The sequence below is a fragment of the Candidatus Pantoea rara genome, assembly GCF_051136265.1.
GTDB lineage: Bacteria > Pseudomonadota > Gammaproteobacteria > Enterobacterales > Enterobacteriaceae > Pantoea > Pantoea rara.
Genome location: NZ_CP194942.1, coordinates 2,719,938 through 2,741,658 on the forward strand (window position 1 = coordinate 2,719,938; position 21,721 = coordinate 2,741,658).

Below are 21,721 nucleotides of genomic sequence, written 5' to 3' on the forward strand. Positions count from 1 at the left end.
AAAAGGATTTAATCTTTAACCATACTGCTGCTGATGCGCCTTTTTGCGTCGCAGATAGTCCTCATCTTCACGCAGCTTGTCCCAGTAGCCCTTGAAGATGGCCGCCGCCGCGGCCTTTTCCTCGTTGACGCCGCGCGGAAACTCTTTGCCGTCAGCATCATACTTGCGGCCACCTTTGTGGTTGCTGTAACGGCGCGCGCGGGTATATCCCATCTGGATAAACTTGCGCGCCATATCCATGCCGACAAAATCGTCCTGACGCCGGTAATCCTCAAACAGCGCCATGATTTTCTCAGCAGACTCTTCGGCAATGGGAACGGTACGAAAACGCCAGTGCGGCAGAATTTCGCTCTTATACGGCTCGACCATCAGCACACCCTGCTCGCCTCGCCCGACCTGATAAAGCTCGGGATGCTGGCGGAAGTTGATAGTGCTGAAGTCCTGATCATAATCGAAAGGTTTCATCTCTTTAGTTTAGGATCAAGCGCGTCACGTAGCCCGTCCCCGAGCAAATTAAATGCCAGAACAGTGAGAAAAATGGCCAGACTGGGGAAAATGGCCACGTGAGGCGCAATCACCATGTCGGCCCGCGCCTCATTCAGCATCGCGCCCCACTCCGGTGTAGGCGGCTGTGCGCCCAGCCCCAGAAACGACAGGCTGGCGGCGGTGATGATGGAGGTACCGACCCGCATGGTGAAATAGACCACAATCGGCGAGACCGTGCCCGGCAGGATATGCCGCATCAGGATCGTCCAGTCAGAGGCTCCGATACTGCGTGCCGACTCTATAAAAGTCTGATGCTTCAGCACCAGCGTATTACCGCGCACCAGGCGGGCAAAAGCCGGAATACTGAAGATCGCCACCGCCACTATCACGTTGCTCATGCCGCTGCCCATGATCGCCACGACCGCAATCGCCAGCAGAATGCCAGGGAAGGCAAACAGCACGTCACAGATGCGCATCGTGATGCGATCCCACCAGCCTTCGTAATAACCCGCTAACAGACCAAAGAAAGTACCAATCAGTGCGCCGATCACCACCGAGAAGAAACCGGCAATCAGGGATATACGCGTGCCGACCAGCACCCGGCTGAAGATGTCGCGCCCCAGCGAATCGACGCCAAAGAAGTGCAGCAGCGAGGGGCCTTCGTTGAGCCGGTCATAATCGAAGTAGTTCTCTGCGTCGAACGGCGCAATCCACGGAGCAATCACCGCCAGCACAATCAGCAGCAGCACAAAAGCCCCGGCCATCAACGCCACCGGCTGATGCCGGAAACGCCGCCAGAACTCTCGCCAAGGCGTACGAACCCGATTCTCCGTAATCAACGGCATCGTTTTCAGTGCCGCCTCACGTCGCCAGTTTTTCATCGCGACTCCTTAAAGCGAATAGCGGGATTGATCACCGCATAGAGCATGTCGACAAACAGATTGATCAGAATAAACTCCAGTGAAAACAGCAGTACTTCTGCCTGAATAACCGGATAGTCGCGCATCGCCACCGAGTCGACCAGCAGACGGCCCAGTCCCGGCCAGTTAAACACCACCTCGACGACGATCGATCCCCCCAGCAGAAAGCCAAACTGCAGCCCCATCATCGTGACCACCGGGATCATCGCGTTGCGCAGGCCATGTTTCACCACCACCAGCGACTCGCGCACGCCTTTGGCCCGGGCGGTGCGCATGTAATCTTCCTGCATCACCTCCACGAACGAGGCCCGGGTAAAGCGCGCCATTACCGCCGCCACTGCTGCACCTAACGTGATCGAGGGCAGAATATAATGTTTCCAGCTGTCGGCACCGACGGTTGGCAGCCAGCCCAGCTCTACCGAGAAGACCTGCATCAGCAGCATGCCCAGCGCAAAGGCGGGAAACGAAATGCCCGACACCGCCAGCGTCATCCCCAGCCTGTCAGGCCAGCGGTTGCGCCAGACAGCCGAAACAATGCCAATGGTCATGCCAAAAATCACCGCCCAGATCATGCTGACCAGCGTCAGCCACAGGGTCGGCATAAAGCGCGAGGCGATCTCATCCGCGACCGGCCGCTTTGAGACCATCGACTGACCAAAATCGCCCTGCAGCGCATTCAGCATAAAGTGCCAGAACTGTTGCGGCAGCGGCTGATCCAGCCCCAGTTCCTGACGCACCAGCGCCACCACGGAGGCATCGGCTTCCGGCCCGGCAATCAGGCGTGCGGGATCGCCCGGCAGCATATGAACAAACAGGAACACCAGCACCGCCACTATCAGCAGCGTCGGGATCAGCCCAAAGAGTCTTTTGAGAAAATAGTTAAACATGCAACATCCTGCAGCTGCGGCCAGCCACGCGGGCTGGCCGGCTCCGTTACTTCAGAGTGGCCTCATCAAAATTGAATGAGGTATCGGGCATCACATAAAAACCGCTGAGGTTTTTGCTATGGGCAGAAACCAGCTGCTCAACCACCAGCGGGATCCACGGATGGTCCTGCCAGATGGTGTCCTGTGCATCTTTATAGAGACGCGCTTTCTCTGCACGGTCAGTGGTTTTCAGCGCATCGGCCAGATCTTTATCGACCTTAGGGTTGCTGTAAAACGCTGTATTGAAGATCGCCGGTGGCCAGGCTGCGGTAGCAAACAGTGGCGTCAGCGCCCAGTCTGCTTCACCCGTTGAGGCGGACCAGCCGGTGTAGAACATCCGTACGCCGCTTTCCTTCTGGCCTTTGCCTTCTACTTCTGCAGCACGCTGGCCCGCATCCATTGCCGTGACTTTGACCTTCACGCCAACCTGCGCCAGCTGCTGCTGAGTGAACTGCAACACTTTCTGCGCGGTGCTGTGGTTATGTGACGACCAGAGCGTGGTTTCAAATCCGTTCGGGTAACCCGCCTCTTTCAGCAGCGCCCGGGCTTTGGCTGGATCGTAGCTGATGGCCGGATAGGTCTGCGCAAAGTCGACCGCGGAAGGCACAATGCCGGTAGCGGGCGTGGCGTAACCGGAGAAGGCCACTTTCGCCAGCGCCTGACGGTTGATGGCATATTCCAGTGCCTCACGTACCTTCGGGTTGTCGAACGGCTTCTGCGTGACGTTGAGGCTGATGTAACGCTGCATAATGGAAGGCGAGGTCACCACGTCCAGCTTGCTGTTTTTTTCCAGCAACTTTACCTGCTCATAAGGCACCGGGAACGCAAAGTTCGCTTCGCCGGTCTGCAGCATCGCCGCTCGGGTGTTGTTGTCCACCACCGGGCGCCAGGTGATGCTGTCCAGCTTCGGATAACCCGGCTTCCAGTAGCCGTCCCACTTCTTCACCTTCACAAAATCAGTCTGGTTCCAGGTTTCAAACACAAACGGGCCCGTTCCCACCGGATGGAAACCGATCTCTTTGCCATATTTTTTCAGCGCGGTGGGTGAAATCATCGCCGCCGCCGGATGGGCCAGATTGTTGATAAAGGCCGAGAACGGCTCTTTCAGCGTCACTTTCACGGTGGCTGGATCCACCACTTCGGTGCTGGCGATGCGTTTAAACAGGTTGTAGCGCTTGAGATGGTTATCCGGGTTGCTGGCGCGATCGAGGTTGACCTTGACCGCTTCCGCATTGAAGTCTGTGCCATCCTGAAATTTAACCCCGGGACGCAGCTTGATGGTATACGTCAGGCCGTCGGCGCTGGCCTGGTAGCTCTCCGCCAGCACGTTGGTGAGTTTCATGTCCTTATCGAAGCCAAACAGGCCCTGATAGAAGGATTTTGCGACCGCCTGAGACAGCGTGTCATTGGCATCATAAGGATCGAGCGTGGTGAAGTTGGACGCGACAGCAATCACCGCATCCTGTGCTGCCCACGCGGGCAATGTTATTGCGCTGCTTAACACGCCAGCTGCCAGTAACCCTTTACGCATCGTCATCTGCATCTTGTTCTCCTGTAATCCCTGTCGGGGTGGTCGCCGGGGCGACATTGTCACTGTTCAGGTCGCACTGATCACGTGGCGGGCGACGAAATGGCCCGGGGCCACCTCCATCAGCGGCGCCACTTCAGGTTCATCCCCTAACGCATGAATCGGGCTGGGGATCTCATCGACCAGTAAGGCGCGTTCGCGACGCCGGTGAGCCGGATCGGCGACCGGCACTGCTGCCATGAGTTTTCGGGTATAGGGATGTTGAGGCTGTTCAAACACCGCCTGACGCGGCCCCATCTCGACAATCTGACCGAGATACATCACTGCCACGCGGTGGCTGATACGCTCCACCACCGCCATATCGTGAGAAATAAACAGAAAGGCGATGCCAAACTCGCGCTGCAGGTCGAGCATCAGATTGATAATCTGCGCCTGAACCGACACATCCAGCGCCGAGACGGACTCATCGGCAATCACCACTTTAGGGTTCAGCGCCAGCGCGCGGGCAATGCAGATACGCTGACGCTGCCCGCCAGAAAACTCATGCGGATAACGCTGAGCATGCTCCGGCAGCAGCCCCACTTTATCCAGCAACCAGGCAACCCGCTGCTCTGCCTCGCGACGCGGCATTGCCTTGTGGACCAGCAGCGGCTCCATAATAGAGAAGCCGACCGTCAGCCGGGGATCGAGCGAGGCATAGGGATCCTGGAAGATAAACTGAATGTCGCGGCGCAGATGGGCCAGTGCGGCACCCGAAAGGTGGTCTATTCGCTGGCCGTCAAATGTCAATGTGCCGCCCTGACTGGCCACCAGCTTCAGCAGCGAGCGGCCGGTGGTCGATTTACCACAGCCAGACTCGCCCACCAGCGCCAGCGTCTCACCGGCATAGAGATCAAAACTGACTTTTTCGACGGCATGAACCCGGCTTTTAACCCGATTCAGCAGACCACCGCGAATATCAAAGCGGGTGACCAGATCGCGCACCTGAAGAATCGGCGGCTGCAGGCGGCGTACCGTATCCTGCGGCACATCATCAACGGCATCACTGTGCAGCAAGGGAAATTTGGCGGGTAAAGGCTGGCCCTGCATCGCGCCGAGTTTTGGCACCGCCGCCAGCAGCGCCTGGGTATAGGGCTGCTGAGGTGCGCTGAACAGTTCGGCGACCGGGGCATTTTCCACCACTTCGCCGCGATACATCACCTGAACCCGATCGGCCATTTCGGCGACCACGCCCATATCGTGAGTGATAAAAATCACCCCCATCTGCATCTCTTTTTGCAGCACGCGGATGAGCTGCAGAATCTGTGCCTGAATAGTGACGTCGAGCGCGGTGGTCGGCTCATCGGCAATCAGTAACGCCGGTTTGCAGCAGAGCGCCATCGCGATCATCACGCGCTGACGCATCCCGCCCGACAACTGGTGCGGAAAGCGGGACAAGACATTGTGCGCATCGGGAATCCGCACCAGGTCCAGCATCCGGCGTGCCTCGGCCAGCGCACCGGCGTGGCCCAGGCCCTGGTGCAGACGAATGGATTCGGCAATCTGCTCGCCGACGGAGAAGACCGGATTCAGCGAGGTCATCGGCTCCTGAAAAATCATCGCCATATCCGCACCGCGCACCCGGCGCATCTGACCTTTTGAAGCGCGCATCAGATCCAGCACGTCGCCATTGCGACGGCGCAACTGCACCTCGCCGCTGACGATTCCGCCCGTCTGCTCAATCAGCCGCATCAGTGCCAGTGAGGTGACCGATTTCCCGGAACCTGACTCGCCCACCAGCGCCAGCGTTTCGCCGCGAAACAGATCGAGTGACAAATGACGCACGGCGTCGGTGACGGTGTCTTCGTGCTGAAAACGCACATTGAGATCGCGCACCGCCAGTACCTGCTCAGGGGCAAGAGGTGGTAACGTTTGCCTGTCGCTCATCTCTGCTCCTTAACTTTCGCGATAGATAGCGACTTCCGCCGCCTCACCGACGCGCGCGACGCCCCGGTACATACCTTCGCTGTTAAACGGCAGCGCCACGTTGCCCGCGCGATCGACCGCAATCAGCCCGCCGCTGCCGCCCAGTTCCAGCACGCTGTCATGAATGACGTTAACTGTAGCCTGCTGCAGCGAACGTCCGGCGTAGCGCATCTGCGCAGCCACATCGTAGGCCGCCAGCGTGCGCATAAAGACTTCCCCGGTGCCGGTGCAGGAGACTGCCACGCTGTCGTTACTGGCGTAGCAGCCCGCACCCGGCAGCGGCGAGTCGCCGACACGCCCGGCCTGCTTGTTGGTCATACCGCCCGTTGAGGTGGCAGCAGCCAGGTTGCCCGCCAGATCCAGCGCGACAGCGCCTACCGTGCCGAACTTACGGTCCGGGTCCAGTGGATCGTCGCTATGCGCAGCGCCATCATGGTCCAGAACCGCTGTATCGCTGTTGAGCGCGCGCTGCAACTGCTCCCAGCGTTCCGGCGTTGAGAAGTAATCAGGCGCGACCGTTTCCAGTCCGTTCGCTACGGCAAACTGCTCTGCGCCCTCGCCGATAAACAGCACATGTTCGCTCTTTTCCAGCACGGCACGTGCCGCCAGCACCGGATTGCGAACCTGCGTCACGCCCGCGACCGCACCCACATCCAGCGTACGGCCATCCATAATGCAGGCATCGAGTTCATGGGTGCCCTGATGGGTGAACACTGCACCTTTACCGGCGTTGAACAGCGGACACTCCTCCAGCAGTCGCACGGCCTCGGTCACCGCATCCAGTGCACTGCCACCCTGAGCCAGTATCTGCTGACCCTGAGTGAGAATATCGTGTAGCGCCTGGCGATAGCATTGTTCCTTTTCGGCGCTCATTGCTGCGCGCGAAATCGCACCTGCGCCGCCGTGAATGGCGATCACTGCATTGACCATAACGCTCTACCCTGTGGTTGCATCAGGACGAAAAACACTGATTTAAAATGGTTTTCACCCATTTTGGGTGATTTTTGACTATAGAAAGCCTGCTAAGTGTTGTAAAGCGGAAACTGTTCCTGTGGTTATAACCTTTTCTTACCACTCTATTTCCTTTTTGCCATAGCAACTGGCGCGCTATGCCGACACCGATGTGACTCAGCAGCTAATCCGACCCATAATAGGCAGCATCTGAGTTAACCAGGCTGGACTATTTATGGAAAGTTTTACTGCAGGTTTGATCTCCCTTGAGGAGGCGCAACAAAAAATGCTGTCACAGCTGACGCCCGTGACCGATTCACTGAGCGTGCCGCTGGCCGATGCAGTCGGTCGCATCACGGCAAAAGCAGTGACCTCGCCGATTGCGGTGCCGCCCTTTGATAACTCCGCGATGGATGGCTACGCCGTCAGGCTGGCCGATGTCAGCAGCGGCCAGCCGTTACCCGTGGCGGGCAAAGCCTTTGCGGGCGCGCCGTTCAGCGGTGAGTGGCCGCAGGGCAGCGTGATCCGCATCATGACCGGTGCGCCGGTGCCCACAGGTTGTGAAGCGGTGGTGATGCAGGAGCAGACCGAGTCTCAGGGCGAGGCAATTGTGATTACCGCGCCCGTGCGTCCCGGACAAAACATTCGCCTGACCGGCGACGATATTCAGCCGGGTCATGTGGTGCTGGAAGCGGGAACGCGTCTGGGTGCCGCCGAGCTGCCACTGCTGGCTTCGCTGGGTATCGCGCAGGTCAGCGTGCTGCGAAAACTGCGGGTCGCTATCTTCTCCACCGGTGATGAACTCCAGCCGGTCGGTGAGCCGCTGGCAGAGGGCCAGATTTACGACACCAACCGTTTTGCCGTGTCGCTGATGCTTCATAAGCTCGGCTGTGAGGTCATCGACCTTGGCATCATCAAAGATGATCCTGCTGCTCTTCGCGCTGCCTTTGAGGAAGCCGATCGGCAGGCCGATGTGGTGATCAGCACCGGCGGCGTCTCGGTGGGCGAAGCGGACTTCACCAAAAATATGCTGGAAGAGCTTGGCGTCATCAGCTTCTGGAAGCTGGCGATGAAGCCCGGCAAGCCGTTTGCTTTTGGCCGCCTCAACAGTAGCTGGTTCTGTGGTCTGCCAGGTAATCCGGTCTCCGCCGTCGTCACCTTCTATCAGCTTGTTCAGCCTCTGCTTGCCACCCTCACTGGCCAGCAAAAATCCGCCTTGCCACCCCGTCAGAAAGTGCGCTGCGCCTCGCGACTGAAAAAATCGCCGGGGCGTCTCGACTTCCAGCGCGGCATCCTGCGTCAGAACGCCCAGGGTGATCTTGAGGTAGAGACGACCGGAATGCAGGGTTCACACGTCTTCAGCTCTTTTGCCCAGGCAAACTGCTTCATTGTACTGGAGCGGGATCGCGGTAACGTTGAGCCGGGCGAATGGGTTGAGGTAGAACCGTTCAACACCCTGCTGGAGGCATAAATGCTGCCTGAATTAAGCGATGAGGAGATGCTGCGCTACAACCGGCAGATTGTCCTGCGCGGCTTTGATTTCGACGGTCAGGAGCGGCTCAAAGCGAGCCATGCGCTGGTCGTGGGACTGGGCGGACTCGGCTGCGCGGCTGCGCCCTACCTGGCGTCTGCCGGCGTCGGTAACATGACGCTGCTCGATTTCGATACCGTGTCGCACTCTAACCTGCAACGGCAGATTCTTCACCATGACGCGGATATTGGCCGCGCCAAAGTGGACTCCGCCGCACAAAGCCTGGCCGCCATCAATCCGCGCTGCCAGTTGCATCCGATCAACGGACAGCTGGACGATACAGCGCTGCTGGCGCTGATTGCCCGGCAGCAGGTCGTGCTGGACTGCACCGACAACGTTTCGGTGCGTGAGCAGCTCAACCGCCTCTGTCGGCAGCAGCGCGTGCCGCTGGTCTCAGGCGCCGCAATTCGGATGGAAGGCCAGATCAGCGTATTCACCTGGCAATCTGGCACACCCTGCTATCGCTGTATCAGCCGCCTGTTTGGCGCACAGACGCTGAGTTGCGTGGAAGCTGGCGTCATGGCCCCACTGGTCGGCGTCATTGGTGCGATGCAGGCGATGGAAGCGATTAAAGTACTGACTGCCTTTGGCACACCCGCCACCAGCCGGTTGCTGATGTACGATGCGATGAGCGCGGAGTTCCGCAGCATGAAAGTCGCGCAGGACGCGCATTGTGAAGTGTGTGGTCGTGGAGCTTAACCCTCTGCGGGAATCATTTTGCAAACAGCTCAAAACTCAAAGTGAAGTAAGCATACGCCTGTAGCAAAGCATCACGGGACAGAGATGGCGGGGTTTACGTTTTTGTGAAAGGCGTATGCTCCCTGAGCTTATGCTGAACAACAGAACAAGCCGAACCACCCGCCTCAAAAATAATAAGCCAGTCATCGGCACAAAAAAAACGGGGTGGCCTGCGCCACCCCGTTTTTATCAGACGATACCCTGACTCCGCAGGTAATCTTCGTAATTACCGGTGAAGTCCACCACCTTGTCTGCTTTCAACTCAATGACGCGGGTTGCCAGCGAGCTGACAAATTCACGGTCGTGTGAAACAAACACCAGCGTGCCTTCATACATCTCCAGCGCCATATTGAGTGATTCAATCGACTCCATATCAAGATGGTTGGTCGGCTCATCCATAATCAGGATGTTCGGTTTTTCCATCATCAGCTTACCGAACAACATACGGCCCTTCTCACCACCCGAAAGCACTTTCGCCGGCTTCTTAATATCATCCTGAGAAAACAGCAGACGACCCAGAATACCGCGAATGGTCTGCTCATCATCGCCAGGCTGTTTCCACTGACTCATCCAGTCAAATACGGTCAGGTCATTGGCAAAATCATCCGCGTGATCCTGAGCGTAATAACCAATACGTGCATTCTCTGACCATTTAACGGTGCCATTATCTGGCGTAAGCTGACCCACCAGTGATTTCAACAGCGTCGACTTACCAATACCATTGGCACCAATCACCGCCAGCTTCTCACCCACTTCCAGCAGCAGATTTAAATTCTTAAACAGCGGACCGTTATCAAACCCTTTGGTTAAACCTTCCACTTCCAGCGCATTACGGAACAACTTCTTGTCCTGCTCAAAGCGGATAAATGGGTTCTGACGGCTGGACGCTTTCACTTCATCCAGTTTAATTTTATCCATCTGCTTAGCGCGTGATGTCGCCTGACGCGATTTAGAGGCGTTGGCGCTAAAACGACTGACGAATGATTGTAAGTCAGCAATCTGCGCTTTCTTCTTGGCGTTATCAGATAACAGACGTTCACGTGCCTGGGTTGCAGCGGTCATATATTCGTCATAATTACCGGAATAAACCCGCAGCTCGCCATAATCCAAATCGGCCATGTGGGTGCAGACCATATTAAGGAAGTGACGGTCATGCGAAATGATAATCATGGTGCTGTCACGCTCGTTCAGCACCTGCTCCAGCCAGCGAATAGTATCGATGTCCAGGTTGTTCGTCGGTTCGTCGAGTAACAAAATATCGGGATTTGAAAACAGCGCCTGCGCCAGCAACACCCGCAATTTAAAGCCCGGTGCAATTTCGCTCATCGGACCATAATGCTGCTCAACGGGAATGCCGACGCCGAGTAATAACTCACCGGCACGGGACTCGGCGCTATAGCCGTCCATCTCACCATAGAGCGCCTCAAGATCGCCGACTTTATACCCCTCTTCTTCGCTCATCTCTGGCAAAGAATAAATACGGTCGCGCTCCTGCTTTACTTCCCATAATTCATGGTGACCCATGATCACAGTGTCCAGCACGCTGAATTGTTCAAAGGCGAACTGATCCTGACGCAGCTTACCAATGCGCTCATTAGGATCGTAAGAGACGTTGCCGCCTGAAGGCACCAGATCGCCACCCAAAATCTTCATGAAGGTGGATTTTCCGCTGCCGTTCGCACCGATTAAACCGTAACGATTACCGCCGCCAAATTTAACGGAGATATTTTCGAACAGTGGCTTACTGCCAAACTGCATGGTGATATTGCTGCTAACTAACACGGCATTGACCTTTGTGAAGAGAATGGATGAAAAAACGGCGGCTATTATGCCAGATGTGACGCAGCGCACGCCAGCGTCAGGCGTGGATTCCTGGCGGGGTGATTGATATCCCGGCAGAAATAAAAAAGCCGGAGGGCCATATCGGCCCCCCGGCTCCCACTTACAAGGATTGTGCTGATCAATCGATCAGGAAACTGTCCAGGCTTTTACCGGAATCCAGCGCTTTTTTAATCGCTGCCGGGGTGCGGCCCTGGCCAGTCCAGGATTTCTGCTCACCGTTTTCGTCGGTGTAAGAATATTTAGCCGGACGCGGCGCACGCTTGGTGCGTTTTTTTCCGCTTTCCAGCGCACCTAATAATTCATTAGGATCGATGCCGTCGGCCAGCAGCATTTCGCGATATTTAGACAGCTTTTCTTCTTTTTCGCGATTCTGCGTCTCTTCCGCTTCTGCTTCTTCGCGGCGTTCAGTAACGACTACCGTTAATTTTTCCAGGATCTCTTCAAGATCGGTCAGTGGCAGTTCACGAGCCTGGGCACGTAATGTGCGAATATTGTTCAGTACCTTAAATGCGTCACTCATCACAATGTCCTTGATTAAGGGGGGTTAATAAAACTGTAGCGCCAAGACTACCTAATTCAAATAAAAAAATAAATTATTTTTACGCTACAGACAATTCTTAAGTATTAATTCACTCCACATACCACTATTAAAAACAGCAATGCCTGACCTTCTATTAACGCTGAATTAACAACAAATCGCACTTTTACTCAGCAAATGAAAACGATTTCAGCCAGATTATACCGCAAGCGGGCAGTTAATGCTGTTTGCTAAAAGTGGGCTGCTTGGCATTATTATTTACAATCAGGATACCGGCAATAACAGATTAAAAAGGTGGCCCGACTGCGATCCCTGTCACACCAGCTTACAGATTAAGCTTAAAAAGACACCCGCAGCACCATTAAATAGCGCAAAAGAATTACCGCTCTGCAGTGTTTTTAATTACACCCCCTGTCGCGGATCGATCCATTTTACCGCTGCGATTAACCGCAGAGTCAGATTAATCGCAGAACAGCTCCGCTGCGCAATAACAGCTCTGCCTGGGTCAGCCTGCCGAATACTTGCACAGCTCTCCACTTACTCACTCATGAGATGGTTTAAAAAAAACGCCAAAGAAATAAATCAGGAAAAGTGACGCAGTTCAAAAACCGAAATCCAGGATGGACCAGCAACATAAACATATTGGTTCGCCAGAAGCGCTGTTAATATTCCTGTCGTTACCTGTGGTTTATTTTCTGCTGCCTTATCCGAACAGAAGGATGCTGAGATACCTGGCTATTCAACAGGTTAGATCAATATGAACGATATTGAGAGGCTGAAACTTCTGTTTAGCGCGGATAAAAAAGAGATAAGGCGGTCGCTGCGCAGAGGCAGCGACCGCCGAGGGGTTAATTCGCCTGCGTGGCCGGGCCAAACACCGGGTAATCTGGCATATCAACGTTCTGATACGTTTCCCAGCCACCGCCCAGCGCTTTATAGAGCGCCACTAAATCGAGTGCGCTCTGCATCCTCGCCTGAGTGGCCTGCTCCTGCGCCTGCGCCAGCTGACGCTGTGCATCCAGCACCTCCAGGAAGGTCGAAAGCCCCTGACGATAACTGTCGCTGGCAAGATTAAAGGCGCGCTGCAGGGCACCGGTCGTCTCATCCAGTGCGGTGACGCGTTGTTGATCGGCGCGATAGCTGACCAGCGCATTCTCCACATCCTGCAACGCTGTCAGCACCGTCTGGCGATAATCCAGTGCGGCGCTCGCCTGCTGCGCGCGTGCTAACTTCACGCTCGACACCAGCTGACCGCCCTGGAAGATCGGGATCGATAACGATGGTCCATAACTGTAGAAATGGCTGCTCCAGTTATCCAGATAGCTGGCGTCGGTGTTGCGGACGCCAAGCTGGCCGGTCAGAGACAGACTCGGGAAAAGCTGGGCCACAGAAACGCCAATCTCAGCGGTTTGTGCATGCAGGGTCGCTTCAGCCTGCCGAATATCAGGACGGCGGCGTGCCAGCGTGGAAGGAATGCCCACCTGAACAAACTGCGGCAGCGGCGGCAACGCTTTAGGCGTACTGAGTTCAGCATCCAGCGCGCCTGGCGTCTTGCCGAGCAGCACCGCTAACCCATTCATTGCCTGTCGTTCCTGTGCCTGATACTGCGGCAGTTGCGCCTGCAGCGTACTGAGCTGGGCTCGGGCGTTTTCCACATCAGTCAGCGGAGCCAGACCATTACGCTGCTGGCTCTGGGTCAGCTCGGCCGTCTGCTGCGCAATCTCAATTTGCTGTTGCAGCGTTTGGATGGTGCTCTGCGCGCCTCGCAGCTGCAGCCAGGCTCGCGCCACTTCGGCTTCCAGCGAAACCAGCGCATCATTGCGTTGTTCTATCGCGGCCTGCTGCTGGGCATTGGCGGCCTCAACCTGACGGCGCACTTTGCCCCACAGGTCCAGCTCCCAACTGGCGTCAAAGCTGCCCTGATAGAGGTTAACCGGCTGGGTCAGCCCGTTAAGCTGGCTGGACACATTGCTGTCGAGCTGATCGGTGGCACCATTGGATTCCAGCAAGCCTTTAAGTCCGAGCTGCTGACGCGTCACTTTGGCCGAACCGCTCAGGCTGGGGAACAGACTGCCCTGCGCCTGCGTCAGCTGTTCACGCGCACCGGCAATGCGAAGCACGGTCTGCTGCAGGCTCAGGTTGCCCGCTATCGCCCGCTCAATCAGGCTGTCGAGCTGCGGATCGTTAAAGCTGCGCCACCAGCGGGAATTAATCGCGGCGTTTTGCGGCTTCGACGCCTCCTGCGAATCCAGGGTGTTATAGCCACCCGGCACGACAGGTTTCGGTGCCTGATAGTCAGGCCCGACGGCACAGCCTGCCAGCCCAAGGGCCAGCAGCAAACTCAGGGGTTTCAGGCGATGAGAGTAAAAAACCTTCATGTTAGTGTGCTCCTGCACTGCCTTCGCTCTTAATCGGCGACAGCAGCCAACAAAATGGAATCAAAATCAGGGCGACAATACTCAGGCCTGAGAAGACATCGATGTAAGCGAGAATACGCGACTGCGCAATCATCTCCTGATAAAGCTGTCCGGTTGCCAGCGTGACGGGATCGCCCACCGCCGAGGTAAAATCGCGTATCGCCTGCGCCCAGTGCTGAAGCGTAACGTTGAACGGCTCGTTCAGCGGCGTCATGTTATGCACCATATGCGCCGACCGCGCCTGGGCGCGCTCGGTGATGGCTGCAGTAGAGAGCGAAATCCCAATCGATCCGGCCACGTTACGGAACATGGTAAACAGCGCCGAGGCGTCCGCATTAAGTCGCTGCGGGATGGTGACAAAGGCGATCGTCGTCAACGGAACAAACAGGAAACCCAGCCCGATTGACTGCGCGCTACGCATCATCACCAGTGTTTTGAAATCGACATTCGGCGTCAGGGTGGCGGAATAGAAAAATGCTATAGCCAGACAGCTGAAACCAAAGGCGATGATGTATCGCGTCTGCACAATCGGCATCAGTTTCAGCACCAGCGGAATCGTCAGTACAATCAACACCGCGCCGGGCGATAACACCAGCCCTGACCAGGTGGCGGTATAACCCAGATCCTGCTGCGCCAGCTGTGGCAGCACCACAGAACTGCCATACAGAATCATCGCCATGCCCGCCATCAGCAGCCCGGCCACCCAGAAGTTGCGGTCTTTCATCACCAGAATATCGACCACCGGTTTACGGGCATACATCAGCCAGTAAATGGCCCCGACGATGCCGATCAGCGCCAGAATGGCGAACAGCACGATAAAGTGCGAAGCGAACCAGTCCTCATCTTCTCCACGATCCAGCATCACCTGCAGACAACCCAGTCCTAAGGTAATCAGGCTGATACCGATATAATCGATCTTCAGCTTACCTTTGGCCCATTTACGCTCCCACGGTGGATCTTCCAGCAGCTGATAGATCGCCATCACGGTCAGGATGCCCACCGGAATGTTGATAAAAAACACCCAACGCCAGCTGTAGTTGTCGGTGATCCAGCCCCCTAATGTCGGGCCAATGACCGGCGCGACAATAATAGCGATGGAGGAGAGACCAAAGGCCTTGCCGCGATCTTCCGGCTTGAAGTAGTCCAGCAGCACGGACTGCTGAACCGGCTGCAATCCGCCGCCAAAAAAGCCCTGCAGCACGCGGAACAAAATGATCTGCCATAGTTCCGTTGCGATGCCGCACAGGAAGGAACAGATGGTGAACATCACGATGCAGATCAGGAAAAACTGTTTACGGCCAAACAGACGGCTGAAGAACGCAGAGATAGGCAACACAATGCCGTTCGCCACCAGATAGGAGGTCAGCACCCACGTTGACTCATCGTAACTGGAGGAGAGCGAACCGGCGATGTGCGGCAGCGCCACGTTAACGATAGTGGTGTCGAGGATCTCCATAAACACCGCCAGCGTCACCGTGATTGCGACTAACCACGGATTACTGGCCGGTTTCCAGCTCTGCGCCGTACTCATTCCACCGTTACCTTCGGTTCAACCGAGAGACCCAGCGGCAGTGGATGGTTTGGATCCAGGCCCTTGTCGATGACGATTTTCACCGGCACGCGCTGAACGATTTTCACATAGTTACCGGTGGCGTTTTCTGACGGGAAGGTCGAGAAGCGTGAGCCGGAGCCCATCTGAATACTGTCGACGTGTCCTTCCAGCTTCATGTCCGGCCAGGCATCGACGCTGATTTCAACTTTATCGCCCGGATTCATGCGTTGCAGCTGAGACTCTTTGAAGTTCGCAGTAACCCAGATTTCAGGCGAAACCAGCGAGAACAGAGAGGAACCGGCCTGCACCAGTGTGCCCAGCTGAACGTTACGCTTGGTAATGAACCCGTCATAAGGCGCGCGAACCTGGGTATAGGAGAGATTAAGATCGGCCGTGCTTAACTGCGCCTTCGCCTGCTCAACCTGTTGCTGACGCGCTTCCACATTCGTCTCCTGCTGACGAATCTGCAGGGCAACCTGTGAGGCGACTTCAACCTGGGCTTTCGCACTCTGTAACTGCGCCTGCGCCGAACGTAGCTGCGCGGACGCGCTGTCGATATTACGCTGGCTGGTCGCACGTGGATCGACGCCACGCTGGCGACGGTAATCCGCCTGCGCATTCAGCATATTCGCTTCTGCTTTAGCCTGATCGGCCAGAGCCTGATCGCGCTGAGCCGGATACTGTACTTTTGACAGCGCCAGCTGGGCCTGCGCCTGATGCAATTGTGCAACGGCTAAACCGAGCTGCGCATTAGCCTGTTCACGCTGGGCACGGTTGTCGCTGGGATCGATCTCTACCAGCAGATCGCCCTTCTTCACCCGCTGGTTATCGTTCACCAGCAACTTCACGACATAGCCGGAGGCTTTAGGCGCAATAGTAACGGCATCGCCTTCAGTAAAGGCGTCGTCGGTGGTTTCGATATTGCGGGTAGATAACCAGAACCAGAGACCGACAATCAGCATAATCACCACCACCACCGCCAGAATAATCAGCGGCTTTTTACCGGGGCGTTTACGCTCAGGTTGCTGGTCGTTGTCCTGATTTTCCTCTGACTGACGGCTTTTATCCGTCACATTATCTGCGTCCTGCTGGTGTGGATCGTGTTGGTTATTCTCGCTCATAGTTCCCATCACTGGCTAAAGCCCTAATTCCCGGGCATAAAGGTCCTGTTAACCTTATCTCGGAAACTGACAAAATCCAGCGCAACTTTACGAAACTTGAGAAATGGCGCACATCCTGCCACCTCTCAGAGGTAGCAGGATGCGTCGTGCCTAATTGAGCAACCGCAGAAGCAGCCAGCCGCTGGCCATTGACCAGGCCAGCAGAGGAAGGGAAAAGAGATGGAATTGCCACCACACGGCGCGATCTTTCGCCATACGCAAAGCAATGAGGTTAGCCAGGGAACCCGGCAGCAGACCGAATCCGCCTATATTGACCGCCCAGGCGAGCACATCGGTCGGCGGGACTTTTTGCAGCAAAAGTATCGTTGCCGGGACGTTACTGATTACCTGTGACAGACCAATTGCCAGCAGATAGAGCTGCCCCTGACCAAAATGCGCCACCGCATCAAAATGAGCCTGCATGACTGGCAACCGCGTCAGCAGGAAGACGTCAACAAACATGGCGATGAACACTGCCAGCAGGCTCCAGTCGATACGCTGCAACACCGGGCGCGCCATCGCCATGAAGGTGGCAAGGATCAGCAGCAGTATCCAGCCGGTAATCTCCAGCTCCAGACCGGCGATAAACAGCAGGTATAACACCACGCTGACGATAAACAGCGGCTTTTGCCACTCCGGCTGCTCCGGGTTGTCATGCTTATCAATCGAACGCTTTGAGAAGCTAAACCAGGTCAACACCACCAGGCTCAGCAGCAGCCAGGCAGCCAGCGGCAGCATCTGAACAATAAATCCCATAACGCTGAGCTTGCCGTGACTCCACAGCAGGATGTTTTGCGGGTTGCCGACCGGCGTCAGCAGCGATCCGGCATTAACCGCGAGCGCCTCAAAAATGATCAGTCGCGAGATAGGTAAATGTGAGAACTTTCGCAGTGTCAGCGTCAGTGGCACCAGAATAAACAGCGCCACATCGTTAGTCAGAAACGTCGAGAGCAAGGCAGCAGCCAGCACCATAAATAGCGCAAGCGCACGCTCGTGCCGGAAACGGGCAATCAGTCGTCCCCCCAGCACATCAAAGTAGCCGCTGGTTTCCAGACCTTTGGTCAGAATCAACAATCCGGTAAGGGTGATAATCGTATGCCAGTCTACGGCACCCGGCAGATCGGCCCAGCGAAAATCTGCCAGGAATGCCAGAACTACACCAATCACGATTAATAAATGCAAAATTGAGTCATGCAAAAAAGATCGAAGCAGTTGAGGCATGGTGAGGGTACGCCTTAGCGTTAACGGGTTTCGGAGAACTTCTTAAATACAGCCAGGGTTTCATCACTGACGTGATGTTCAATACCTTCAGAATCGCGTCGGGCCGTTTCGGGACTAATGCCTAACGCCAGCAGAAAACTTTCAACAATATGATGACGGGCGCGACTCTCCTCTGCCAGTTTCTCACCTTCACTGGTCAGGAAGACACCGCGGTAAGGCACCTGCTCCACCAGCCCGGCACTGCCAAGCCGCTTCAGCATTTTAGCTACGGTGGGTTGCGAAACGCCCAGACGGGCCGCCATATCGACCTGACGTGCTTCGCCAAATTCACCAATCAAATCAGAGATTAACTCAACGTAGTCATCAATTAATTCCCGACGATGCGCTTCACGCACCTGCCGAAAACCTTCGACATGCTCTTCAATATCTTTCAGTGGTCCTTTTGGCGCAGAAACCACGCTTTTAGCACGACGACTCATTCAGCTTCCTCATTATTATTGCCCGTACTGACACTGCTGTACGGATTTAGCTGCGCTCATTGTAAACCAGCCGCAAAGAAGCTCAAATTTTTCGTCATTAGCCTTGGCTAAACGATATAGCCAGTGCTATATTTGTTGATAATGTAAGCAGCAAATGAGTGATCCTTGTTGATCCTCTGTTGCTCCGGTGATGATGACGCTTCTCACCGCAGGCTGCTGACTACTGCGTCGACTATGATTGGGAGGTGATTCTATGAGCACCCTGAAATGTTGCTTAGATTGCAGCAAATGCTTCCAGGCTGAAAAGAAAACAACCACGGAGATGAAATCCTGGCTGTGCCTGCTGACGCGTTCCCCGTTCACACTGCGTCTGATGTTGATTGAAAAACTGCTGGGCCATAAGCCTGCCGATCGTCGCTGTCAGAATCTGATCTGGCGCGGCTAATCCTGATTCAGTGCCTTTCAGCCAGTGGCTGAGAGGCGCACTTTCCCCCCTCTGATCTCTTTTTTCTAACGTTGCCACAAGCACATGATGCCCTGCGGCATAACGTCGCATGGCTGTTGATCGGCTTTAGATTTAAAGAAGAGGCAGGAAAGGTGCAGAAACGGAAAAGTGGCGGGTAAAATCAGCGCAATAAAAAACGGCCCACAAGGGGCCGTTTTTTGGCAGGTCAGCTAAGCTAAACTTAGAAGCTGTAACCTACGCCAGCAATCCAGGTACCGACGTCAACGCTACGGATACGGCTCTGCTCGTAACCAACGTCAAGTGCGATGTCCTGCATTGGGTTAAACTGAAGACCTGCACCGTAAGAGAAACCTACGTCGCTGGTGTCAGTTTTATCACGTGATGAAGTATCGTTGCCCTGGTATTTACCGTAGCCGATACCTACAACACCATAGATGCTAGCCCAGTCGTTCAGACGGAAAGCTGGACCACCGGTCACACCGTAGTACTGGCCTTTATTGTAAACGCCATCTTCGGTACGATCTTTTTCAGTGTAGGTGAATGAACCGATCCAACCCAGTGGGTTAGAACCGTCTTCGTAGCGGTATTTCAGGTTGAAGCCGTTAGCTTTGTTAGCAACGCCCTGATAATCGCTCTGAGCATAGCCACCAGTTACGGTGCTCTGTGCCATTGCTGAACCTGCAGATACTGCCAGTACACAGGCTAATGCTGAAAGACATGCAATTTTTTTCATAACCACCTCAAATGTGAAAATACTTCTCTCCTGACAACGCTGAAAATATAACAAAAAATAGCGAGAAACTCTGCCCGGATTTTGTTGTCTAACAGAAAGTTTGGTGTAACAGGAAGTTAATGCAACAGACTATGTCATTCATTTTTCTTATAAAAACCGTCATCTTCCTGCAATAATCATTTTGTGCTTATTACGTTGTTTAAGTTAAATCCTAAAAAAACCTGACATTTCTTTACCAAAATGGCACTGATTTTGACCAGATTTCGCTCAGTTAAGGCAAATTTAAAAACTTATTTCACTGATTTTTTGCCCGCCATTTCCTTTACACTGGTTCATTCACATGCTGATGACCAGGAAAAGTACACAGGATGTCTGCCTCTCCCGCTTCTAAAACCCTTGCCCCAATAGTGTTGCCGATAGCCGTACTGCTGATTGCGATGCTGTCGCTACAGGGCGGTGCTTCGCTGGCAAAAAGCCTGTTTCCTGCCGTGGGTGCCACCGGTATCACCGCGCTGCGCCTGGGATTCGGCACGCTGATCCTCTGTGTCATCTTTAAACCCTGGCGCTTACGTTTTAGTCGGGAGCAGCGTCTGCCTTTGCTGATGTACGGCCTGGCCTTGGGCACCATGAATTTCACCTTCTATCTGGCGATTCGTACCGTGCCGCTGGGCGTGGCGGTGGGACTGGAATTTACCGGCCCGCTAGCACTGGCACTGTTTGGATCGCGCCGGCCGCTCGATTTTGTCTGGGTGCTACTGGCGGTGATTGGTCTGTGGTTCCTGCTGCCTTTTGGCACCGGCATGACAGCCATTGATCCGCTGGGTGCAGCGCTGGCCGTAAGTGCGGGTGCCTGCTGGGCAATCTATATTCTGGCAGGACAGCGGGCAGGCGCAGAACATGGTCCGGCCACAGTGGCCATCGGTTCCCTGATTGCCTCAGTGATTTTTGTGCCGCTGGGGCTGACGTTCGCAGAAAGTGGCATCTGGACATGGGCTGTGATGCCTGTCGCGTTGCTGGTTGCCCTACTCTCCAGCGCCATTCCCTACTCACTCGAGATGATCGCCCTCACCCGCTTACCGGCACGCATCTTCGGTACGTTGATGAGTCTTGAACCCGCCATGGCCGCCTTTTCCGGCATGCTGTTTCTGGGGGAAACCCTGACCGGGCTTCAGTGGCTGGCGTTGCTGGCTATCATCATCGCCTCGGCCGGGTCCACGCTGACCATGCGGCCGAAAAAGAGTCAGTTAAACAGTGTTGAATTACCAGACGATAGTCAGAAATAACCCCTTTCAGCCCGCTCTGCTGGCGGGCTAAATAACAATCATGCTCATCATGAGAACTATTCTTAATCATCTTTCTTTTAAGCGCTGACTATTTTGAAATAGTCGCTTACCAGTTATTTACAAATTCATATAAGCTATTGATTTAATTTTATATGTTTAGCTGTTTTTAATTTAACATGGTATTAACGTTTCAGGCGATGCTTCGCATTTAAAAAAAGACCTACGCTATTTCATCCATCGACAAAGTCGTTTCTGCAAAGCTCAAAAGCGCTGCTATACTTATTCGGTACTTGATTAGGACAACCATCAAAGAGAGGACTGAAACGATGAGTACCGCTAAATTGGTTAAAACTAAATCTTCTGACCTGATTTATACCCGCAATGATGTGGCCGAAGACGAGAAGAAAGCCACCATCGCGGTGTTGAACCGTCTGGTAGTCGAGTTTATTGACCTGTCATTGATTACTAAGCAGGCGCACTGGAACATGCGCGGTGCGAACTTCATCGGTGTGCATGAGATGCTGGACGGCTTCCGTACTGCGATCACCGATCATCAGGACACCATTGCTGAGCGTGTCGTTCAACTGGGTGGCGTGGCGCTGGGTACTACGCAGGTTGTTAACGACACGACCCCGCTGAAAAGCTATCCGCTGAACATCCACAGCGTCCAGGATCATCTGAAAGCGCTCGCAGACCGCTACAGCGTTGTTGCTAATGATACCCGTAAAGCCATTTCTGAAGTGAAAGACGAAGATACTGCTGACATCTTTACTGCAGCATCACGCGATCTGGATAAATTCCTGTGGTTCATCGAAGCCAACATTGAATAAAACTCACTGCAGTCAATCAGGCGGGGAAACCCGCCTTTTTTACGTCTGTGTGACCGCATTTTTATGACCCTGTTAACAGTTCTTCCTTCCTTCGCTTCACAGCCTTAACATCTGAGGCACACTACCGTTTGCACCAAAATAGCCTCATGCACCAA

Annotated in this window: 19 protein-coding genes; 5 read left to right on the plus strand and 14 right to left on the minus strand. The window is 54.9% G+C overall.

Annotated features, from left to right (window positions below):
* Positions 1-15 precede the first annotated feature (15 nt).
* Genes ACR8BF_RS12940 through ACR8BF_RS12965 form a run of 6 tightly spaced genes read right to left on the minus strand, consistent with a single transcriptional unit; the run spans position 16 to position 6,755 of the window.
* Entirely contained in the window at positions 16-465 is a 450-nt protein-coding gene (locus ACR8BF_RS12940) for a DUF4385 domain-containing protein (protein ID WP_179896290.1), read from the minus strand.
* On the minus strand, positions 462-1,367 hold the full coding sequence (gene gsiD, locus ACR8BF_RS12945) for a glutathione ABC transporter permease GsiD (RefSeq protein WP_179896292.1): 906 nt from the start codon (positions 1,365-1,367) through the stop codon (positions 462-464). The genes ACR8BF_RS12940 and gsiD overlap by 4 nt, the downstream gene beginning before the upstream one ends.
* The gene (gene gsiC, locus ACR8BF_RS12950; RefSeq protein WP_179896293.1) at positions 1,364-2,293 is read right to left on the minus strand and encodes a glutathione ABC transporter permease GsiC; all 930 of its coding nucleotides are present in this window, start codon (positions 2,291-2,293) and stop codon (positions 1,364-1,366) included. The genes gsiD and gsiC overlap by 4 nt, the downstream gene beginning before the upstream one ends.
* A gap of 46 nt (positions 2,294-2,339) precedes the next feature.
* A complete protein-coding gene (gsiB, locus tag ACR8BF_RS12955) occupies positions 2,340-3,875 on the minus strand; it encodes a glutathione ABC transporter substrate-binding protein GsiB (protein WP_179896295.1) in 1,536 nt (511 codons plus the stop codon).
* A gap of 54 nt (positions 3,876-3,929) precedes the next feature.
* The gene (locus ACR8BF_RS12960) at positions 3,930-5,786 is read right to left on the minus strand and encodes a dipeptide ABC transporter ATP-binding protein (RefSeq protein ID WP_179896297.1); all 1,857 of its coding nucleotides are present in this window, start codon (positions 5,784-5,786) and stop codon (positions 3,930-3,932) included.
* A 9-nt stretch (positions 5,787-5,795) separates the two neighbouring features.
* The gene (locus tag ACR8BF_RS12965; protein WP_179896299.1) at positions 5,796-6,755 is read right to left on the minus strand and encodes an isoaspartyl peptidase/L-asparaginase family protein; all 960 of its coding nucleotides are present in this window, start codon (positions 6,753-6,755) and stop codon (positions 5,796-5,798) included.
* A gap of 256 nt (positions 6,756-7,011) precedes the next feature.
* Between ACR8BF_RS12965 and moeA the strand changes: the two genes are divergently transcribed.
* Together moeA and moeB are read left to right on the plus strand one after the other, a co-directional pair.
* The gene (moeA, locus tag ACR8BF_RS12970; RefSeq protein WP_179896301.1) at positions 7,012-8,247 is read left to right on the plus strand and encodes a molybdopterin molybdotransferase MoeA; all 1,236 of its coding nucleotides are present in this window, start codon (positions 7,012-7,014) and stop codon (positions 8,245-8,247) included.
* Positions 8,248-9,006 (plus strand): molybdopterin-synthase adenylyltransferase MoeB, encoded by a 759-nt coding sequence (gene moeB / locus ACR8BF_RS12975; RefSeq protein ID WP_179896303.1) that lies wholly within the window; start codon positions 8,248-8,250, stop codon positions 9,004-9,006.
* 228 nt (positions 9,007-9,234) lie between these two features.
* On the opposite strand, the gene ACR8BF_RS12980 is transcribed toward moeB, so the two are convergent.
* From ACR8BF_RS12980 to mntR, 7 genes are all read right to left on the minus strand, one after another.
* Positions 9,235-10,827: an ABC-F family ATPase gene (locus ACR8BF_RS12980; protein WP_033782451.1), complete on the minus strand. Its 1,593-nt coding sequence runs from the start codon at positions 10,825-10,827 to the stop codon at positions 9,235-9,237.
* 178 nt (positions 10,828-11,005) lie between these two features.
* Positions 11,006-11,407: an H-NS family histone-like protein gene (locus tag ACR8BF_RS12985; protein ID WP_003850507.1), complete on the minus strand. Its 402-nt coding sequence runs from the start codon at positions 11,405-11,407 to the stop codon at positions 11,006-11,008.
* Positions 11,408-12,273: 866 nt separating this feature from the next.
* Positions 12,274-13,803, minus strand: a complete 1,530-nt coding sequence (locus tag ACR8BF_RS12990) for an efflux transporter outer membrane subunit (RefSeq protein ID WP_179896305.1) — start codon at positions 13,801-13,803, stop codon at positions 12,274-12,276.
* 1 nt (position 13,804) lies between these two features.
* Positions 13,805-15,373 (minus strand): DHA2 family efflux MFS transporter permease subunit, encoded by a 1,569-nt coding sequence (locus ACR8BF_RS12995; protein WP_179896307.1) that lies wholly within the window; start codon positions 15,371-15,373, stop codon positions 13,805-13,807.
* On the minus strand, positions 15,370-16,515 hold the full coding sequence (locus tag ACR8BF_RS13000; RefSeq protein ID WP_179896309.1) for an HlyD family secretion protein: 1,146 nt from the start codon (positions 16,513-16,515) through the stop codon (positions 15,370-15,372). The genes ACR8BF_RS12995 and ACR8BF_RS13000 overlap by 4 nt, the downstream gene beginning before the upstream one ends.
* A 150-nt stretch (positions 16,516-16,665) precedes the next feature.
* Positions 16,666-17,775: an SLC13 family permease gene (locus ACR8BF_RS13005; protein WP_179896311.1), complete on the minus strand. Its 1,110-nt coding sequence runs from the start codon at positions 17,773-17,775 to the stop codon at positions 16,666-16,668.
* Positions 17,776-17,795: 20 nt separating this feature from the next.
* Positions 17,796-18,254: a manganese-binding transcriptional regulator MntR gene (gene mntR / locus ACR8BF_RS13010; RefSeq protein ID WP_003850512.1), complete on the minus strand. Its 459-nt coding sequence runs from the start codon at positions 18,252-18,254 to the stop codon at positions 17,796-17,798.
* A gap of 253 nt (positions 18,255-18,507) precedes the next feature.
* Between mntR and ACR8BF_RS13015 the strand changes: the two genes are divergently transcribed.
* The gene (locus ACR8BF_RS13015; RefSeq protein WP_033782439.1) at positions 18,508-18,699 is read left to right on the plus strand and encodes a hypothetical protein; all 192 of its coding nucleotides are present in this window, start codon (positions 18,508-18,510) and stop codon (positions 18,697-18,699) included.
* Between the two features lie 241 nt (positions 18,700-18,940).
* Here ACR8BF_RS13015 and ompX read toward each other — a convergent pair whose 3' ends face one another.
* Entirely contained in the window at positions 18,941-19,453 is a 513-nt protein-coding gene (gene ompX / locus ACR8BF_RS13020) for an outer membrane protein OmpX (protein ID WP_090962715.1), read from the minus strand.
* Positions 19,454-19,821: 368 nt separating this feature from the next.
* On the opposite strand from ompX, the gene rhtA reads away from it, so the two are divergent.
* Positions 19,822-20,736 (plus strand): threonine/homoserine exporter RhtA, encoded by a 915-nt coding sequence (rhtA, locus tag ACR8BF_RS13025; protein ID WP_434745084.1) that lies wholly within the window; start codon positions 19,822-19,824, stop codon positions 20,734-20,736.
* A 326-nt stretch (positions 20,737-21,062) separates the two neighbouring features.
* Positions 21,063-21,566, plus strand: a complete 504-nt coding sequence (gene dps, locus ACR8BF_RS13030) for a DNA starvation/stationary phase protection protein Dps (protein ID WP_090962719.1) — start codon at positions 21,063-21,065, stop codon at positions 21,564-21,566.
* Positions 21,567-21,721: the final 155 nt, after the last annotated feature.

Excerpts from the sequence above, each read along its gene's own strand:
- rhtA (WP_434745084.1), top strand. The coding sequence starts at position 19,822 with ATGTCTGCCTCTCCCGCTTCTAAAACCCTTGCCCCAATAGTGTTGCCG.
- mntR (WP_003850512.1), bottom strand. The coding sequence starts at position 18,254 with ATGAGTCGTCGTGCTAAAAGCGTGGTTTCTGCGCCAAAAGGACCACTG.
- gsiB (WP_179896295.1), bottom strand. The coding sequence starts at position 3,875 with ATGCAGATGACGATGCGTAAAGGGTTACTGGCAGCTGGCGTGTTAAGC.
- ACR8BF_RS12965 (WP_179896299.1), bottom strand. The coding sequence starts at position 6,755 with ATGGTCAATGCAGTGATCGCCATTCACGGCGGCGCAGGTGCGATTTCG.
- ACR8BF_RS12940 (WP_179896290.1), bottom strand. The coding sequence starts at position 465 with ATGAAACCTTTCGATTATGATCAGGACTTCAGCACTATCAACTTCCGC.
- ACR8BF_RS12985 (WP_003850507.1), bottom strand. The coding sequence starts at position 11,407 with ATGAGTGACGCATTTAAGGTACTGAACAATATTCGCACATTACGTGCC.
- dps (WP_090962719.1), top strand. The coding sequence starts at position 21,063 with ATGAGTACCGCTAAATTGGTTAAAACTAAATCTTCTGACCTGATTTAT.
- ompX (WP_090962715.1), bottom strand. The coding sequence starts at position 19,453 with ATGAAAAAAATTGCATGTCTTTCAGCATTAGCCTGTGTACTGGCAGTA.
- ACR8BF_RS13015 (WP_033782439.1), top strand. The coding sequence starts at position 18,508 with ATGAGCACCCTGAAATGTTGCTTAGATTGCAGCAAATGCTTCCAGGCT.
- moeA (WP_179896301.1), top strand. The coding sequence starts at position 7,012 with ATGGAAAGTTTTACTGCAGGTTTGATCTCCCTTGAGGAGGCGCAACAA.
- ACR8BF_RS13000 (WP_179896309.1), bottom strand. The coding sequence starts at position 16,515 with ATGAGCGAGAATAACCAACACGATCCACACCAGCAGGACGCAGATAAT.
- gsiC (WP_179896293.1), bottom strand. The coding sequence starts at position 2,293 with ATGTTTAACTATTTTCTCAAAAGACTCTTTGGGCTGATCCCGACGCTG.
- ACR8BF_RS12960 (WP_179896297.1), bottom strand. The coding sequence starts at position 5,786 with ATGAGCGACAGGCAAACGTTACCACCTCTTGCCCCTGAGCAGGTACTG.
- ACR8BF_RS12990 (WP_179896305.1), bottom strand. The coding sequence starts at position 13,803 with ATGAAGGTTTTTTACTCTCATCGCCTGAAACCCCTGAGTTTGCTGCTG.
- ACR8BF_RS13005 (WP_179896311.1), bottom strand. The coding sequence starts at position 17,775 with ATGCCTCAACTGCTTCGATCTTTTTTGCATGACTCAATTTTGCATTTA.
- moeB (WP_179896303.1), top strand. The coding sequence starts at position 8,248 with ATGCTGCCTGAATTAAGCGATGAGGAGATGCTGCGCTACAACCGGCAG.
- ACR8BF_RS12995 (WP_179896307.1), bottom strand. The coding sequence starts at position 15,373 with ATGAGTACGGCGCAGAGCTGGAAACCGGCCAGTAATCCGTGGTTAGTC.
- gsiD (WP_179896292.1), bottom strand. The coding sequence starts at position 1,367 with ATGAAAAACTGGCGACGTGAGGCGGCACTGAAAACGATGCCGTTGATT.